The sequence below is a fragment of the Nocardia sp. NPDC059177 genome, assembly GCF_042755165.1.
In the GTDB taxonomy this organism is placed as follows: domain Bacteria; phylum Actinomycetota; class Actinomycetes; order Mycobacteriales; family Mycobacteriaceae; genus Nocardia.
Window position 1 is genome coordinate 22,201 of the sequence record NZ_JBHZBX010000010.1, and the last position, 15,393, is coordinate 37,593.

The following is a 15,393-nucleotide window of genomic DNA, read 5'->3' on the forward strand; positions in this document are numbered from 1 at the left end:
GGAATGAAGGTTGGGTTTCACCGTGCGTCGGGTCGCCGCACGCTCGCGGCGGCTGTTCTGAGTGTCCTGGCGTTCGCGCTCACCGCCTGTGGTGGGGTGGGCGCCGAGGACGACGGCAAGAAGGTGGTCCTCACGACCTTCACCGTGCTCGCCGATATGGCGCGCAATGTGGCGGGCGAGCATCTGCGGGTCGAGTCGATCACCAAGGTCGGTGCCGAGATCCACGGCTACGAACCCACTCCCGGCGATATCAAGAAGGCCGCGACGGCCGATCTGATCCTGGACAACGGGCTCAACCTGGAGGCCTGGTTCGCCCAGTTCGTCGCCGATCTCGACGTGCCGCACGCGGTGGTCAGCGAGGGCGTGGCCACGATCGACATCGGTGAGGACGCCTATCGCGGCAAGCCGAACCCGCACGCGTGGATGTCGCCGGTGAACGCGCAGATCTACGTCGACAACATGGTGCGCGCGTTCACCGACCTCGATCCCGCGCACGCCGAGGCCTATCGCGCCAACGGCGCGGCCTACAAGACCCAGCTCGCCACGGTCCACGACGACCTCGTCGCCGCGCTGGACACCCTGCCCGCCGACCAGCGAGCCCTGGTGACCTGCGAGGGCGCGTTCTCCTACCTCGCCCGCGACGCCGGGCTGACCGAGAAGTACATCTGGCCGGTCAACGCCGAACAGCAGGCCACCCCGCAGCAGATCGGTTCGGCCATCGACTTCGTCCGCCAACGCGGCGTGCCCGCGGTGTTCTGCGAGTCGACGGTCTCCGACGCGCCGATGCAGCGTGTCGTCGAGGCCTCCGGTGCCCGCTTCGGTGGCACCCTCTACGTCGACTCGCTCTCCGAGGCCGACGGCCCGGTCCCGACCTACCTGCAGCTCATCCGCCACGACGCGAACCTCATCGCGACCGCACTCGCCGGAGTACCCCAATGACCGCACCGGTTGTCGAAATCCAGGACGTGACAGTCCATTACGGTGACGTGCTCGCGCTCGACAATGTCGAGCTCACGCTGAAATCGGGCCGGGTCTGCGGGCTGATCGGGATGAACGGCTCGGGCAAGTCGACGCTGTTCAAGACCGTCATGGGCCTGGTCACCCCGGATCGCGGCCGGGTGCTGATCAACGGTCAGGCCCCCGCCGCCGCGCGCAAGGCGGGCACGCTCGGTTACGTGCCGCAATCCGAGGATGTGGACTGGAGTTTCCCGCTGTCGGTACGCGATGTGGTGCTGACCGGCCGCTACGGGAAGATGGGTTTCACCCGCCGCCCGGGTAAGGCCGACCGTGCCGCCGTCGCCTCGGCCCTGGACCGGGTCGAGCTCACCGAGCTGGCCGACCGGCAGATCGGGCAGCTGTCCGGCGGCCAGAAGAAGCGCGCGTTCGTGGCCCGTGGCATCGCCCAGGAGGCCACCATCCTGCTGCTCGACGAGCCGTTCGCCGGTGTCGACAAACGCTCGGAGGCGACGATCACCGCGCTGCTGCGCGAACTGTCCGCCGACGGCGCCACCATTCTGGTCTCCACCCACGACCTGCACGCCCTGCCCGCGCTGGCCGACGAGGCTGTGCTGCTGAACCGGCGGGTCCTCGAACACGGTGACCCCGATGTGGTGCTGCGTCCGGAGAACCTGGCCAAGGCCTTCGGGCTCGATGTGGACGAGTGAGGAAACCTGATGAGCCTCGAAGAATTCTTCGTCGACCCGCTGCGCTACGAGTTCATGGTGCGCGCGCTGGCGACCACGGTCACCGCGGCGCTGGTGTGCGCGGTGCTGTCGTGCTGGCTGGTGCTGATCGGCTGGTCGCTGATGGGGGACGCGGTCTCGCACGCGGTGCTGCCCGGGGTGGTGCTGGCCTATATCGCCGGCTGGCCGTTCGCGGTGGGCGCGGTGATCTTCGGCTTCCTGGCTGTCGCGCTGATCGGCGTGGTCCGCGACACCAGCCGGGTGAAGGAGGACGCCGCCATCGGCATCGTGTTCACCACCCTGTTCGCCTTCGGTCTGGTGCTGGTGTCGGTGACGCCGAGCCAAACCGACTTGAACCACATCGTTTTCGGCAATCTGCTCGGGGTGAGCCGTGGCGAGATGATCCAGATCATGATCCTGGCGGCCATCGTGCTCGTCGCGCTGGTGCTCAAGCGACGCGATTTCACGCTGTACGCCTTCGACGCAACGCACGCGCACGCCATCGGCCTGAATCCGCGGGTGCTCGGTACCGCGCTGCTGGCCTTGCTCGCGCTGACCTCGGTGGTGGCGTTGCAGGCGGTCGGGGTGGTGCTGGTGGTGGCCATGCTGATCATCCCGGGCGCGACCGCCTACCTGCTGACCGACCGGTTCTCCCGGATGCTGCTCATCGCGCCGACGGTCTCGGTGCTGTGCGCGGTGACCGGCCTCTATCTGAGTTACCACCTCGACACCGCCGCGGGCGGGATGGTGGTGGTCACCCAGGGTGTGGCCTTTACGGTGGTCTACCTGTTCGCGCCTCGGCACGGCATCATCGGCCGGCGGATCACCGCGGCGCGCGCCCGTGCGGCGACCGCGGCGAAGGCCGCCGTCTAGGGCACCTGTCGCCTCCGCCCTGCGATGATCGGGAGCATGAAAGTCACCGGCGACGATGTCCGCGCCCTGGTGCTCGCGTTGGCCGAGACGAGCGAGCACTTCGCCTGGGGGATGCCCGTTTTCAAGGTCGCGGGCCGGCTGTTCCTCACCCTGCCAGAGGACGAGACCTCGATGGCGGTGCGCTGCCCGGTGCTCGACCGCGACGAACTGGTCATGGCCGAGCCGCACAAGTTCTGGATCGCCGCCCACGAGGCCGGTAACCCGTGGGTCCGGGTCTACCTGTCCGCCCTCGACGACCGCGACGAACTCACGGCCATCGTCACCGACTCCTGGCGGCAAGCCGCCCCTCGGGCCTTACTGGAGGACGCCGAAGGGTGACCGTTGGCCTCGGGGCTACGCCGGGGTGATGGTGGCTTCGATGGTCTGGATGGCGTTGTCGGGGATCACGAAGGTCTCGTGGATCTCGACGGTGGTCAGGCGGATGCCGGCGACGCCGGTGTCCAGGAGGTAGCGGGTGGTGACGGTGTCGCCGTGCTCGGACATGGTGAGCTCGCGGATGCCCTGGATGACGCGGTATTGCAGGCCGTGTTCCAGGTCGTGGGCCAGCTGCGGGCCGGAGTAACCGGTCTGGAAGCCGACCTCGACGCGGGTGGCGTCGGGGGCGAAGGGGACCGCGCTGGCGTCGTGGGAGACCAGCGCGTCGAGGTAGCTGCGGGCGATCGCCTGGCGCGGGGTGTCGGCCGGATCAGGTTGTGCGGCAGCACTTGCCGTGCCGAGGGTCAGCAGCGCGGCGGTGAGTGCTGAAACGTGGGTGATTCGCATGGAGAGACTCTGGCGGTCCGGCCCGGTCTGCGCAAGTGGTGGCCGAGTAGGCTCACAGCTCCTATGGCACTCAGCGCAACCCTGCATCATTTCGCCGTCCAGCTCGCCGACGTCGACCGCGGCGTCTACGAGGATCTCGAGCTGCGGGTCGCCCGCCACCCGTCGGAAACGCTCGAGTACATGCTCACCCGCATCCTCGCCTACTGCCTGCAGTACGAGGAGGGCATCGTGTTCAGCGAGGGCGGCATCTCGGCCACCGACGAACCCGCCGTGCAGATCCGCGACCTGACCGGCCGGGTCACCGCCTGGATCGAGGTGGGCGCGCCCGATGCCGACCGCGTGCATCGCGGCAGCAAGCTGGCCGGTCGGGCCGCTGTCTACACCCATCGCGACCCGGCCAAGGTGCTGGCCCAGTACGCCGGCAAGAAGATCCACCGCGCCGCGGACATCCCGCTCTACAGTGTCGATCGCGCGTTCGTCGACGCGGCCGTTCCCCTGATCGAGCGCCGCAACACCGCGACCCTGTCGGTCACCGAGGGCGTGCTCTACCTCGACCTCAACGGCACCAGCCTGCGCGGCGAGATCGAGGAACACCGGCTGGCCTGACCCCGGTACCCGTAATGTCGCGGGGGTGTCAGATCTCAGTGTGCTGAGCCGGTTGCTGCCGGTATTCCTGCGGGTCACCCGCCGCAATCGCAAGTACGTCAGCGCCGAGGCGGCGCACGCCTACATCCGGCAGTGCGTGGCCGCGCCCGCCTCCTACGACCCGCCCGAGCGGCTGCGCGGGGTGACGGTCTCGACGGTCACCGACCGGGGCTGGCCGATCTTCACCCTCACGCCGAACTCGGGCCGGTCGCGGGGCGGGCTGGTCTATGCGCACGGTGGCGGCTGGGTGAGCGAGATCGTCTCCCAGCACTGGCATCTCGCGGCGCGCCTGGCCGCCGAGCTGGAGCTGACGGTGACCGTGCCGATCTACCCGCTGATCCCGTCCGGCACTGCCGCGCAGGTGATTCCGCGCTTCGCCGAGATCGTCACCGACAGCGGCGAGCGCTACGGCCCGACCTTCCTGGCCGGAGATTCCGCCGGTGGTCAGATCGCCCTGTCGACGGCGCTGTACCTGCGCGACGCCCTCGGCGTGAAAGTCCCACGGACCGTGCTGATCTCACCCGCACTCGACCTGACCCTGGAGAACCCGGCCATCGACGCGGTGATCCCACACGACCCGTGGCTCGGCCGCGAGGGCGCTCTGGTCTTCGGCGGCCACTGGCGCGGCGAACTCCCGATGAAGGACCCGCTGGTGAGCCCACTGTTCGGCGACCTCACCGGCCTCGGCCCGCTGACGATCTTCAGCGGCACCTACGACATCCTCAACCCCGACACCCGCCTGCTCGTCGACAAGGCCCGCACCGCGGGCGTCGAAGTCGACTACCACGAAGCCGCCGGCCTGGTCCACGTCTACCCACTCACCCCCACCCGGGAAGGCGCCGAGGCCCGCCGCACCATCATCGCCACCCTGCGCGAACATTTGACCGCCTGAGTGGGGCGATCAGTGCCCGACCCGCGGGTGTGATCCCGGAGTCAGTCTTTGCCGAAACGCTGGAATGCTGCTTGGCGAGAGGTGTCCAACGCCAATCCGATCACGGTCCAGGAATCTCCGGCGGCATGGGCCTCCTTGACCGCCGCCCGCAATTCAGCCTCAGCCCGTGCCAACTGCTCGCGAGCTTCGATGATGCGCCGAAAGTGCTTCGCATCCCGTGCCGGTGTCGTCTTAGGATCCAGGCCGTCCAGGCCGGAGTCTTCGGCCTTCTCCGCCGGTACTTCGGTCTTTGGCGGTGCCTTCTTGCGGGTCGTGTCCGCCTTGCCGCGCTCAACCGAAGGCGCACTGAGAGTGAACGCCGTCGCGGAGCGCGGTTTGATTGTCGTCACCGGGGACAACAGAGTCCTGCGGCGGGTCCTGGACGTCAGGGCGGAGGCCTTCTTGGTCACCACCTTGTCGGGCTTCTTGGTTGTGGCCATGAATATCACCTCAGGTAATCGTAGAATTTCTGTCTCAGCTGGTCGGCGTGGATGATTCGGTTCGGTCCGTTGACCGGTACCGCCACCAGCTCGAGTAGCTGACCGGACTGGTCGGGACCGATGACCAGCAACCGCTCGTCACCCTCGTATTCGTATTCGATTGTTCGTAACGCGTTCTTCCAGGCGTGAAGGATGTCGGCATCGGCCACACCATGTTTTCGGGCCGCTTGCCGTATCTCCACACTGTCAAGGCTACCTTTACATCTGCGCCTGTCAAGGTTGTCTTGACATTCGTCGATGTCGCCGACGGCGAACCGGAAGTCTGCGCTACGGGCCCGGTTCAGCGCTGGGACAGGTGGAGGTCGAGCAGGAGGGTGAGTTGGGTGACGGCCTGGTCGAAGGGGTGGGGGGACTTGAGGGCGCGGCTGTGCACGATGGTGCCCTCGATGGTGGTGAGCAGGAAGCCGGCCAGGGAGACGGCGGTGGCGCGTTCGATGCCGGTGGCGACGATGCCGTCGGCCAGGCGGGCGGTCCATTCGGCGAAGGCCTGGCCCGCGACGGACTGGACCGTGGGGTCGAGTTCGTCGAGGGCGGCCGCCATCATGAACGAGCCGGCGCTGTAGTCGGACTCCTCGAGCGGGGTGCGCCAGAAGGCGAGCAGGTCGGTGACCCACCGCTGGACCGACGGGGTGGTCTGGAGCGAATCGGCCATGGTGGACACGTGCGAGTACACCAGCCGGGAGACGATGCGGGCCGCGGTCTGCACCAATTCGCCCTTGCCGGAAGGGAAGTGCTGATACAGCGAGTTGCGTGAGGTGTTGCTGCGCTTGAGCAGTTCACTGAGCGCGGCCGCGTGCACGCCGTGCTGCTGGACCGTGCTGATGGTGTGTTCGATCAGTCGGGCGCGTGGTCCGGCTGCCATCAGATCTCCTCCCAACTCTTGATTGAACCGATCGGTTCATGTTAGACCTATTCCACGTGAACCGATCGGTTCATATGGAGAGGATGCCATGCCGACCCCCATCGCCACTGCTGTTCCGGTCACCCATACAGGAATTCTCGGCCTCGGCGTCTATCGCCCGCGCCGGGTCGTCCCCAATGCCGAGATCGTCGCGGCCATCGACTCCTCCGACGAGTGGATCAAGACCCGCTCCGGCATCGCCGCCCGGCACTGGGCCGATACCGAGGAGACCATTGTCGCGATGAGTGTGGCCGCGGCCCGCGACGCGCTCGCCGCGGCCGGAATCGAGGCCGGTCAGGTCGACGCCGTCGTGCTGGCCACGTCCTCGCAGATGGTGCTCGGCCCGTCGGCCGGTGCCGTGGTCGCCACCGAACTCGGCATGGACGACACCGCCGCCTACGACATCTCCGCCGGCTGCGCGGGCTTCTGCTACGCGCTGGCCGACGCCGCGAATCTGGTGCGCGCGGGCCAGGCGCGTCACGTCCTGGTGATCGGGGTGGAGCGGCTGTCGGATCTGCTCGACACCGCCGACCGCACCTGCGCGTTCATCTTCGCCGACGGTGCGGGCGCGGTCGTCGTCGGACCGGCCGAGCAGGAGGGCATCGGACCGGTCGCCTGGGGTTCGGACGGCAGCCGCACCTCGGCGATCAAGCAGGACAAGGACTTCGTGCGGTACTTCGCCGAAGTCGCCGAACGGGGATCCGACGCGGTGCGCCCCTATATCCGGATGAACGGCACCGAGGTGTTCCGCTGGGCCGTCACCTTCCTGGAGAAGGCCTGCCGGGAGGCACTGGCCAACGCGGGCGTCACCGCCGACGCGCTGGACGCCTTCGTCCCGCACCAGGCCAACAGCCGGATCACCGACGCTCTGGTGCGCACGCTGGCGCTGCCGGACTCGGTCGCGGTGGCCCGCGACATCGTCGAGACCGGCAACACCAGCGCCGCCTCCATCCCGATGGCCATGGAACAGCTGTTGCGCTCCGGCGCCGCCCGGCCCGGCGACACCGCGCTGCTGCTCGGGTTCGGCGCAGGCCTGGCCTACGCGGGACAGGTGGTGCACCTGCCCGCCATCGTCTGAGCGGTTCGCCGGCGATCCGGCTCACCGGCAACGATCCACCGTGCGTACCTCGAGAGTGTGCGGCCGTGCCGCGGCGGACCGAGCGGCGACGCCTCAGTAGGCGATGAAGAGGATCTCGTCGCGGCTGTAATCGTGGCCGGGGTGGTTCTCGGCCAGGTGCGCCTGGGTGAGGGTGATCAGTTCTTCTTCGTCGGTGCCGCGGATGTGTTCGCCGCAGGGGCAGTTGAGACGGGTCTTCATGGCGTGCTCCTCGTTTCTGGACAGTAGTCCGGATTATATTCCAGGTGGTGTGTTAGCGTGGCGGGCATGGGTGCTGTGGACGAGATCTCCGCCGAGACCAGGGCGCTGTTCGCGCTGGCCGAGCAGGTCACCGGGTTCATGCCGGAAGCGGAAGGGCGAGCCCTGTTCGACGCCGCGCGCGCCTACCTCGGCGACGGTCTCATTGTGGAGATCGGCACCTACTGCGGCAAGTCGACCGTCTATCTCGGGGCCGCGGCCCGCGAGACCGGCGGCCACGTCGTCACCGTCGACCATCACCGGGGCTCGGAGGAGCATCAGCCGGGCTGGGAGTATCACGACACCACCCTCGTCGACCCGGAGACCGGCGTCTTCGACACCGTGACGGCCTTCCGCCGCACCATGGTGCGCGCGGGCCTCACCGACACCGTGACCGCGATCATCGGGTCCTCCGCGGCCGCCGCCGCGATCTGGCGCGCGCCGGTGCGCATGCTGTTCATCGACGGCGGGCACAGCGAGGACGCCGCCCAGCGCGACTACGACAACTGGGTGCACTGGGTGGCCGGTGGCGGCCTGCTCGCCATCCACGATGTCTTCCCCGATCCCGCCGACGGTGGGCGTCCGCCCTTCCACATCTACCGCCGGGCACTGGACAGCGGCAAGTTCCGGGAGCTCTCGGTGACCGGTTCGCTGCGGATTCTGCAGCGCACCGCCGCCTGCAACTGAGCGCCCGCGAACTCAGGACGGGCGCGCGTCGCGGAAGATGCCGTTGCCCGGGGTGGTGCGCGAGAGCGCGTCGGCGGCGAGCACGACCGCGGCGGCGGTCCAGGTGGTGCGTTCGACCGGCCAGCGCTCACCGTCGGTGAAAACCAGTCCGGTCCAATAGGATCCGTCGTTCTCGCGCAGGTGCTGCATGTTCGCCAGCAGCCGGCGCGCGTTGAACGTGTCGCCGATGGCGTCCAGGGCGAGGACCAGTTCGCAGGTCTCCGCGCCGGTGACCCACGGTGCGTCCTCGACACAGCGGATCCCCAGATCGGCGACCACGAACTCGTCCCAGCGCCGCGCGAGGCGGTCGTGGGCCGGGGCACCGCGCACCGAGCCGCCGAGGATCGGGTAGTACCAGTCCATCGAGTAGCGGCTCTTGTCCAGGAACGCCTCGGGGTGATGGCGCAGCGCGTGCCCGAGCCGGGCCCTGGCCGCCGCCCAGTCCGGGCGCGGGTCGCCGACCAGCTCGGCCAAGGTTACCGCGCAGCCGAGGCTGTGGAAGATGCTGGAACTACCGGTCAGCAGGGCCTCACCCGATGACCCGGATTCGCCTGCGGACCAATGAATCTCACCGCGTTCGGTCTGCAAGCTGAGCACGAAGTCGATGCCCGCGCGCACTGTCGGCCACATCTCGGCGGCGAACTCGCGGTCACCGGTGACGGTGAGCGCGTGCAGTACGCCGGTGGCGAGATAGGCGCAGAAATTGGTGTCGGCGTCGTGGTTCTCGATGACGCCCGCGCGCACCTGCGTCGGCCACGAACCGTCGGTGCGCTGGTTCTTGGCCGACCAGATGTAGGCCTCGCGTGCCGCGTCCCACTGGTCGCCGACGGTCAAGGCCATGGCCGATTCGATGTGGTCCCACGGATCGGTGTGCCCGCCGGTGAACCAGGGCAGTGCGCCGTCGGGTTCCTGTGCGGCGGCGATGGATTCGGCGGTGCGCCGGATCGCGTCGGCGGACAGGATGCCGGGCACAGCAGGTAGGTCAGCGGTCATCGGGGTGCTCCGTCAATGGGCGCGGGGCGAGGAACCCGGCGGGTGGGGCATCGGCTCACCGGGCGTCCGCCGGTTTCGTGAAGTACAGCGCGACGGACTTGCCGACCAGCGGGTTGAGCAGCCGTTCGGCGGTGCGGGTGAGGGTGGGCGCGGACATCATGTCCCACACCAGCATCCGGTGATAGGCGCGCACCAGCGGATGGTCGTCGTTACGCACGCCGACCGCGCACTTGAGCCACCAGTACGGTGCGTGCAGCGCGTGCGCGAAGTCCTGGTCGCGGTAGCGCAGGCCGCGCGCGGTGATCTTGTCGCGGAGTTCGTCGGCGCGATAGATGCGCACGTGCCCGCCCTCGTTGGCGTGGTATTCGTCCGACAGCGCCCAGCAGATCCGTTCGGGCAGCCAGCGCGGCACCGTGACCGCCAGCGCGCCACCGGGTTTCAGCACCCGGGTCAGCTCGGCGATCGCCTGGGTGTCGCGCGGGACGTGCTCGAGGATCTCCGAGGCGATGACCACGTCGAATTCGCCGTCACCGTAGGGCAGTTCGAGCGCGTCGCCGCACACGGTCTCGGCCTTGGCGTAGTCGGGTACCTGGCTCTCGGCCGCCATGGCCTCGAACATGACCGCGACCTCGGCCAGGTCCTCGGCGTTCTGATCGAAGGCGACGATATCGGCGCCACGGCGGTAGGCCTCGAAGGAATGCCTGCCCGCCCCGCAGCCCACATCGATCACCCGCGAGCCGGGGCCGACGCCCAGATGGTCGAAATCGACGGTCAGCACGGTGCCTCCTGGTGGTTGTCGCGATGCCGGGCGATCGCCTGGTCGTAGACGGCGACCGTCTGCGCGGCGACGGCCGGCCAGCTGAACAGGTCGAGCGCGCGGGCCCGGCCCGCCGCGCTGAGCCGCTCACGCTGGGCGGGGTCGCCCAGCAGTTCGCCGAGGGTGCCGGTCAGCGCCGACACGTCGCCGGGTGCGACCAGCCGGGCGCAGTCACCGACCACCTCGGGCAGTGCGCCTGCCCGGCTCGCGACCAGCGGTGTGCCACTGGCCATCGCCTCCACGGCGGGCAGCGAGAAGCCCTCGTACATCGAGGGAATGCAGGCGATCTCGGCCGAGGCGAGCAGTTCGGCGAGCTGTTCGTCGCTCATCCCGCTGACCGGGGTGACGATATCGGCGAGGCCGAGTTCGGCGATGAGTTTCTCGGTCGGCCCGTTCGGTTCCAGGCGGGCCACCAGCCGCAGTTCCACCTCGCGCGTATGCCGCAGGCGGGCAACGGCATTGAGCAGATGCGCGATGCCCTTGAGCGGCTTGTCGGCACTGGCGACCGCGACGATCCGGCCGGGCACCCGCGGGGTCTCGCGGGGCCGGAACAGGTCGGTGTCCACCCCGAGGGGGACGGTGCGCAGCTGCTCGGGCGCGACCCCGAAGTCGGCGGCGATATCGCCGGCCGAGGACGAGGACACCGTGATCAGGTCGGGGATCTGCCGGGCCACCCGCTGCTGCATGCCCAGGAAGCCGTACCAGCGCCGCACGAACAGCTTGCGCCGCCACGGTGTCGCGGCCAGGTCCACCGCGCGGTCCCGGGTGATCGGATGATGCACCGTGGCCACCAGCGGGAGCCGCGCGGCGATGTCGAGCAGGCCGGAGCCGAGGCACTGATTGTCGTGCACCACATCGAAATCCGCCGTGCGTGCGGCCAGCAGCCGGGCCGCGCGCAGGCTGAAGGTGCGCGGCTCGGGGAACCCGGCGGTCCACATGGTGGCCAGCTCCAGCAGGTCGATGCGATCGCGCAGCTCGCGCGGATGCGGGGTGCGGAACGGGTCGTCGTCGCGGTAGAGATCCAGGCTCGGCACCTCGGTCAGCCGCACCCGCGGATCGAGATCCTCGGGATAGGGCTGCCCGGAGAACACCTCGACCTCGTGGCCGAGCTCGACCAGCCCCTGACTCAGGTACCGCACGTACACACCCTGCCCGCCGCAGTGCGCCTTGCTGCGATACGACAGCAGTGCGATCCGCATCAGTGCGCCGCCCCGTAGCTGACCTGCCAGTGCTTGATGCCGTTGATCCAGCCCGAGCGCAACCGCTCCGGCTCGGCGACCTGCGTGAGATCCGGCATCACGGTGGCGATGGCCTGGAACATCAGGTCGATCTCGAGCCTGGCCAGGTTCGCGCCGACACAGAAGTGCGCGCCGGTGCCGCCGAAACCCAGGTGCGGATTGGGATCGCGCAGGATGTCGAAGCGGAACGGGTCGTCGAAGGCGTCCTCATCGAAATTGGCCGAGCTGTAGAACAACCCGAGCCGCTGGCCCTTCTTGATCTGCTGCCCGCCGAGTTCGGTGTCGGCGGTGGCGGTGCGCTGGAACACCGTCACCGGCGTCGCCCAGCGCACGATCTCGTCGGGCGCGGTGCGCGGGCGCTGCTGCTTGTAGAGCTCCCACTGGTCCGGATTGTCGACGAAGGCCTTCATGCCGTGGGTGATGGCATTGCGGGTGGTTTCGTTGCCCGCCACCGCCAGCAGGATGACGAAGAACCCGAACTCGTCGGAGCCGAGCGCCTCGCCGTCCAGATCGGCGTGCACGAGCTTGCTGACGATATCGGCGACCGGGTCGGCGCGGCGCTGTTCGGCCATGTTCCAGGCGTAGCCGAGGATCTCGGCCGCGGCCAGCGAGGAGGCGTCGGTGGTGGTGTTGTCGCCGTATTCCGGGTCGTCGTAGTTGAGCATCTGGTTGGACCAGTCGAACAGCTTGCGCCGGTCCTCCTGCGGCACCCCGACGAGCTCGGCGATCGCCTGCAACGGCAGCTCGCAGGCCACCTGCTCGACGAAGTCACCGCCGCCGCAACCGCGCGCCGATTCCACGATGGCCGCTGCCCGCTCGGTCAACGCCGCGCGCAACCCCTCGACTGCGCGCGGCGTGAACCCCTGGGAGATGATCCGCCGGATCTTGCTGTGCTTGGGCGGGTCCATGTTCAGCAGCAGCGCGCCGGTGAGCTCGATCTGCTCGGGGGTGACCTCGCCGGGCAGCCGGATGACCGAGCCCTTGAGCTGGGAGGAGAACAGCTCGGCATTGCGTGAGACCGTCTTGATGTCCTCGTGCTTGCTGACGACCCAGTAACCGCCGTCGCGGAAACCGCCGGACTGCTCATCGGTCTGGGCGTTCCACCACACCGGCGCGGTACTGCGCAGTTCGGCGAATTCCTCGACGGGATTGCGGGTGGCCCACAGGGCCGGGTCGGTGAAATCGAAACCGGAGGGGATCACTGCTGCTCCTCGCCGCGCTCAGCGCTGCCTGCGGCGGTAGCGCACGCGACAGGGTTGCTGTAGCTGCACCACCATCTTGGAATGGTCGTTGCGGTAGGTGTCCGAGGGTTGCGTGAGCTCGAATTCCCAGTCCCGCAACAGGATCGAGAAGATCGCCTTGAGCTGCATCAGCGCGAACGGCGCCCCGACACAGCGGTGCCTGCCCGCGCCGAAGGGAATCCAGGTCCAGCGGTTGACGATGTCGTCCTGGCGCGGGTCGAGATAGCGGGCCGGGTCGAAGGCGTCGGGGTCGGGGAAGTCGGCCGGGATCCGGTTGGAGACAGCGGGTGTCGCGGCGACCATGTCACCCGGGGAGATCCGGTGCCCGCACACCTCGAACTCGCCGCGGGCCACCCGCATGAGCACGATCAGCGGCGGATGCAGGCGCAGGGTCTCCTTGAGCGCGGCCTCCAGCTGCGGGATCTGGCGCAGCGCGTGATGACTCACATCGGCGCCGTCGGCGAAGAGTTCGTCGAGCTCCTGCACCACCCCGGCCAGCGTCTCCGGGTGACGCAGCAGTTCGATGATCGTCCACGCCGCGGTCCCGGAGGTGGTGTGGTGACCGGCGAACATCATCGAGATGAAGATGCCGGTGATCTCGCTGGCCGAGAAGCGCAGCTCACCGTTGTCGTCGGTGATCGAGACGAGCACGTCGAGCATGTCGCGATCCTCTTTGCCCACCGGCGGATTCGCGATGCGACCGGTCATGATCGCCTGCACCAGCTCGACCAGGGCCGCGCGCGCGGCGTCGCGGCGGACGAAGCTCTCGATCGGCGCGTACGGGTCGACATAGGCCAGCGCGTCGGTGCCCTGTTCGAGTTCGTGGTAGAGGTGCGCGAAGCGGCCGTCGAGCTGCTCGCGGAACTTGCGCCCGATCAGGCAGGCCGACGAGGTGTAGATGGTCAGCTCGGCGAAGAATTCGAGCAGGTCGATCTCGCCGATGTCGTCCCAGCCGGCGATCATCCGGTCGACCTCGGCGGCGATGGTGCCCGCGTGCCCGCGCATGTGGTCCGCGCGCAGGGCCTGGTTGTGCAGCATCTCCTTGCGGCGTTCCGGCGGCGCGTCGAAGATGACGCCCTCGCCGAAGATCGGCTTCATGAACGGATAGGCGGCGGCCTGGTCCAGATCGTCGTCGCCGGCCCGGAAGAAGAATTCGTTGGCCTCGGCCCCGGAGAGCAGCACGACATCGCGCCCGGCGAGTTCGAAGGTGCCGACATCGCCGCATTCCGCGCGCACGCGACGCATCAGGGCGATCGGATCGGTGCGGAATTCGTCGAGGTGCCCGTGTTCTTCCGCGCCGCCGGACACACGCCGTGGTTGCACCAGCGTCATGGGGAGATCCTTCCCGTAATACTGTCCAGACACCGTATGGACATGTGTCTGGACGTTACTACGGTTACCGGTTCGCGACAAGGTTTCGGGCCCGGCGCACACACGTGTGCCGGCGCGCGAGAGGCACGCCGGCACGGGCTATGGGTGGTATCGGGGTGGAATCAGGCTGGGGCGGCGGCGGTTCGGGAGCGCTGGGTGACGGGGACGGCGTAGGCGGCGCCGTCGCGGATGCCGAATTCGAAGCGGCAGGGGAACAGGGAGGGTAGGCCGGTCGCGCGTAGGTCGTAGTTCGCGGCCAGGGTCTGCATCGCCCAGTGCTGCAGCGAGTCGGGTAACCGCAATGTGGTGCCGTCGACGGTGGACACATAGGCGTGCGTCCGCTCGCCGTTCACCGGCAGTGGGTTGCGCAGACCGACCGCGCCGATCTCCAGAATCCGTCCGGCGCTGTGCGAAGAAGCGACGCTCGGCAAATCCAACTCGATGTCGTCCATGCCGGAAACGCTAGTGCAGCAACTATTCAGGGAACACCGAAATCACGCCCCCTTGACCGAACTTCGCACCGGCTGCGAAGACCCGGCACCGACCAGGACGCCGTCACACGACTGCAAAGAACCGGCAATGTTCCCGTTCCTGGACCTTCATCGGTGGGCCGTCGCAGCGTTCTCAGCGGGCCATCAGCCAGGGCAATGCTCCATCCGCACTGGGCGCCGCCGCGGCCGCTGCCGTCGCACTCGGTGGTTTCGCCGCCGGTACCGCAGGCGCCGACGCCAACGTCCCGCTGCCCGACGGCCAGCGCCAGGGCCCGGGTGTGACCATTACGCGAACCGGTGAGCGCGCCGTGATCTCGCCGTCGCTGGCCGCCAACGGCGCGGGCCGCGTGGCCTGGGTCTCGGGCACCGTGATCGCCGATGTCACCGCCACTCCCGAGGGCGAGGTCGGCCCGTACAACGGTCCGGCCGGCAAGGAGGGCACCAACAACTCCTCCACGCACGGTGCCTCGCAGCTCAACACCGGCTACATCGTCGGTTGCCAGGTGGCCATCGGTGACGACGCCATCTCCGCCGGCATCTCCGGCGGCATCGATCGGTCCGGTGGCAGCATCGGCGGCTCGGTCGGTCTCGAACTCGGCCCGGGCGAGGTCAAGTTCGTCCAGATCGAGAAGAAGGACATCCTGAAGGCCGGCGTCTACGCCGTCGAGTACCAGGACGTCGAGATCGAGGTCCAGGGCTGCGCCGGTTACGCGCAGGCCCGCTCCTACTCGGTCGTGGAGATCATCGGCGACCACTACTCCAAGACCACCCTCTACGGTGCCCCGTTCAGCATCGGCTGAGCGCACCG

The 15,393-nt window shown here is 68.5% G+C and carries 20 protein-coding genes; 9 read left to right on the forward strand and 11 right to left on the reverse strand.

The window, feature by feature from the left end; translation table 11 throughout:
* The first annotated feature begins 3 nt into the window (after positions 1-3).
* The 4 genes from ACFXK0_RS14880 to ACFXK0_RS14895 are packed head-to-tail and all read left to right on the forward strand — an operon-like array spanning position 4 to position 2,933.
* On the forward strand, positions 4-939 hold the full coding sequence (locus ACFXK0_RS14880; RefSeq protein WP_379410739.1) for a metal ABC transporter substrate-binding protein: 936 nt from the start codon (positions 4-6) through the stop codon (positions 937-939).
* Entirely contained in the window at positions 936-1,664 is a 729-nt protein-coding gene (locus ACFXK0_RS14885) for a metal ABC transporter ATP-binding protein (protein WP_379410740.1), read from the forward strand. The genes ACFXK0_RS14880 and ACFXK0_RS14885 overlap by 4 nt, the downstream gene beginning before the upstream one ends.
* 9 nt (positions 1,665-1,673) lie before the next feature.
* Positions 1,674-2,555, forward strand: a complete 882-nt coding sequence (locus tag ACFXK0_RS14890; protein WP_379410742.1) for a metal ABC transporter permease — start codon at positions 1,674-1,676, stop codon at positions 2,553-2,555.
* Positions 2,556-2,591: 36 nt separating this feature from the next.
* Positions 2,592-2,933 (forward strand): MmcQ/YjbR family DNA-binding protein, encoded by a 342-nt coding sequence (locus ACFXK0_RS14895; RefSeq protein WP_379410743.1) that lies wholly within the window; start codon positions 2,592-2,594, stop codon positions 2,931-2,933.
* Between the two features lie 15 nt (positions 2,934-2,948).
* Here ACFXK0_RS14895 and ACFXK0_RS14900 read toward each other — a convergent pair whose 3' ends face one another.
* The gene (locus tag ACFXK0_RS14900) at positions 2,949-3,377 is read right to left on the reverse strand and encodes a hypothetical protein (RefSeq protein WP_379410744.1); all 429 of its coding nucleotides are present in this window, start codon (positions 3,375-3,377) and stop codon (positions 2,949-2,951) included.
* A 63-nt stretch (positions 3,378-3,440) separates the two neighbouring features.
* Between ACFXK0_RS14900 and ACFXK0_RS14905 the strand changes: the two genes are divergently transcribed.
* Positions 3,441-3,983 carry a YaeQ family protein gene (locus ACFXK0_RS14905; protein WP_379410746.1) on the forward strand — a complete coding sequence of 181 codons (543 nt, stop codon included), beginning with the start codon at positions 3,441-3,443 and terminating at the stop codon, positions 3,981-3,983.
* Between the two features lie 25 nt (positions 3,984-4,008).
* Positions 4,009-4,914, forward strand: a complete 906-nt coding sequence (locus tag ACFXK0_RS14910) for an alpha/beta hydrolase fold domain-containing protein (RefSeq protein ID WP_379410747.1) — start codon at positions 4,009-4,011, stop codon at positions 4,912-4,914.
* A 41-nt stretch (positions 4,915-4,955) separates the two neighbouring features.
* On the opposite strand, the gene ACFXK0_RS14915 is transcribed toward ACFXK0_RS14910, so the two are convergent.
* From ACFXK0_RS14915 to ACFXK0_RS14925, 3 genes are all read right to left on the reverse strand, one after another.
* Entirely contained in the window at positions 4,956-5,393 is a 438-nt protein-coding gene (locus ACFXK0_RS14915; protein ID WP_379410748.1) for a hypothetical protein, read from the reverse strand.
* Positions 5,394-5,398: 5 nt separating this feature from the next.
* A complete protein-coding gene (locus ACFXK0_RS14920; protein WP_379410749.1) occupies positions 5,399-5,635 on the reverse strand; it encodes a hypothetical protein in 237 nt (78 codons plus the stop codon).
* Positions 5,636-5,733: 98 nt separating this feature from the next.
* Positions 5,734-6,315 (reverse strand): TetR/AcrR family transcriptional regulator, encoded by a 582-nt coding sequence (locus tag ACFXK0_RS14925; protein ID WP_379410750.1) that lies wholly within the window; start codon positions 6,313-6,315, stop codon positions 5,734-5,736.
* Between the two features lie 88 nt (positions 6,316-6,403).
* Here ACFXK0_RS14925 and ACFXK0_RS14930 point away from each other — a divergent pair, with 88 nt between their 5' ends.
* On the forward strand, positions 6,404-7,432 hold the full coding sequence (locus tag ACFXK0_RS14930; protein WP_379410751.1) for a beta-ketoacyl-ACP synthase III: 1,029 nt from the start codon (positions 6,404-6,406) through the stop codon (positions 7,430-7,432).
* A gap of 93 nt (positions 7,433-7,525) precedes the next feature.
* On the opposite strand, the gene ACFXK0_RS14935 is transcribed toward ACFXK0_RS14930, so the two are convergent.
* Positions 7,526-7,672, reverse strand: a complete 147-nt coding sequence (locus tag ACFXK0_RS14935; protein WP_379410753.1) for a DUF1059 domain-containing protein — start codon at positions 7,670-7,672, stop codon at positions 7,526-7,528.
* A 66-nt stretch (positions 7,673-7,738) separates the two neighbouring features.
* Here ACFXK0_RS14935 and ACFXK0_RS14940 point away from each other — a divergent pair, with 66 nt between their 5' ends.
* Positions 7,739-8,395: a class I SAM-dependent methyltransferase gene (locus ACFXK0_RS14940; protein WP_379410755.1), complete on the forward strand. Its 657-nt coding sequence runs from the start codon at positions 7,739-7,741 to the stop codon at positions 8,393-8,395.
* Positions 8,396-8,407: 12 nt separating this feature from the next.
* Here the strand turns inward: ACFXK0_RS14940 and ACFXK0_RS14945 are convergent, their stop codons facing one another.
* The 6 genes from ACFXK0_RS14945 to ACFXK0_RS14970 all read right to left on the reverse strand — a co-directional run bounded on the left by ACFXK0_RS14945 (position 8,408) and on the right by ACFXK0_RS14970 (position 14,546).
* Complete coding sequence (locus ACFXK0_RS14945) at positions 8,408-9,427, reverse strand: prenyltransferase (RefSeq protein ID WP_379410756.1); 1,020 nt, start codon at positions 9,425-9,427, stop codon at positions 8,408-8,410.
* Positions 9,428-9,482: 55 nt separating this feature from the next.
* Entirely contained in the window at positions 9,483-10,205 is a 723-nt protein-coding gene (locus ACFXK0_RS14950; RefSeq protein WP_379410758.1) for a class I SAM-dependent methyltransferase, read from the reverse strand.
* Positions 10,199-11,443: a glycosyltransferase family 4 protein gene (locus ACFXK0_RS14955; protein ID WP_379410760.1), complete on the reverse strand. Its 1,245-nt coding sequence runs from the start codon at positions 11,441-11,443 to the stop codon at positions 10,199-10,201. Before ACFXK0_RS14955 ends, ACFXK0_RS14950 begins: the two co-directional genes overlap by 7 nt.
* The gene (locus tag ACFXK0_RS14960; protein ID WP_379410762.1) at positions 11,443-12,684 is read right to left on the reverse strand and encodes a cytochrome P450; all 1,242 of its coding nucleotides are present in this window, start codon (positions 12,682-12,684) and stop codon (positions 11,443-11,445) included. Before ACFXK0_RS14960 ends, ACFXK0_RS14955 begins: the two co-directional genes overlap by 1 nt.
* An 18-nt stretch (positions 12,685-12,702) precedes the next feature.
* A complete protein-coding gene (locus ACFXK0_RS14965; RefSeq protein ID WP_379410763.1) occupies positions 12,703-14,055 on the reverse strand; it encodes a cytochrome P450 in 1,353 nt (450 codons plus the stop codon).
* A gap of 161 nt (positions 14,056-14,216) precedes the next feature.
* Complete coding sequence (locus ACFXK0_RS14970; RefSeq protein ID WP_379410765.1) at positions 14,217-14,546, reverse strand: hypothetical protein; 330 nt, start codon at positions 14,544-14,546, stop codon at positions 14,217-14,219.
* A 182-nt stretch (positions 14,547-14,728) separates the two neighbouring features.
* On the opposite strand from ACFXK0_RS14970, the gene ACFXK0_RS14975 reads away from it, so the two are divergent.
* Entirely contained in the window at positions 14,729-15,385 is a 657-nt protein-coding gene (locus ACFXK0_RS14975; protein ID WP_379410964.1) for an MspA family porin, read from the forward strand.
* The last annotated feature ends 8 nt before the right edge of the window (positions 15,386-15,393 follow it).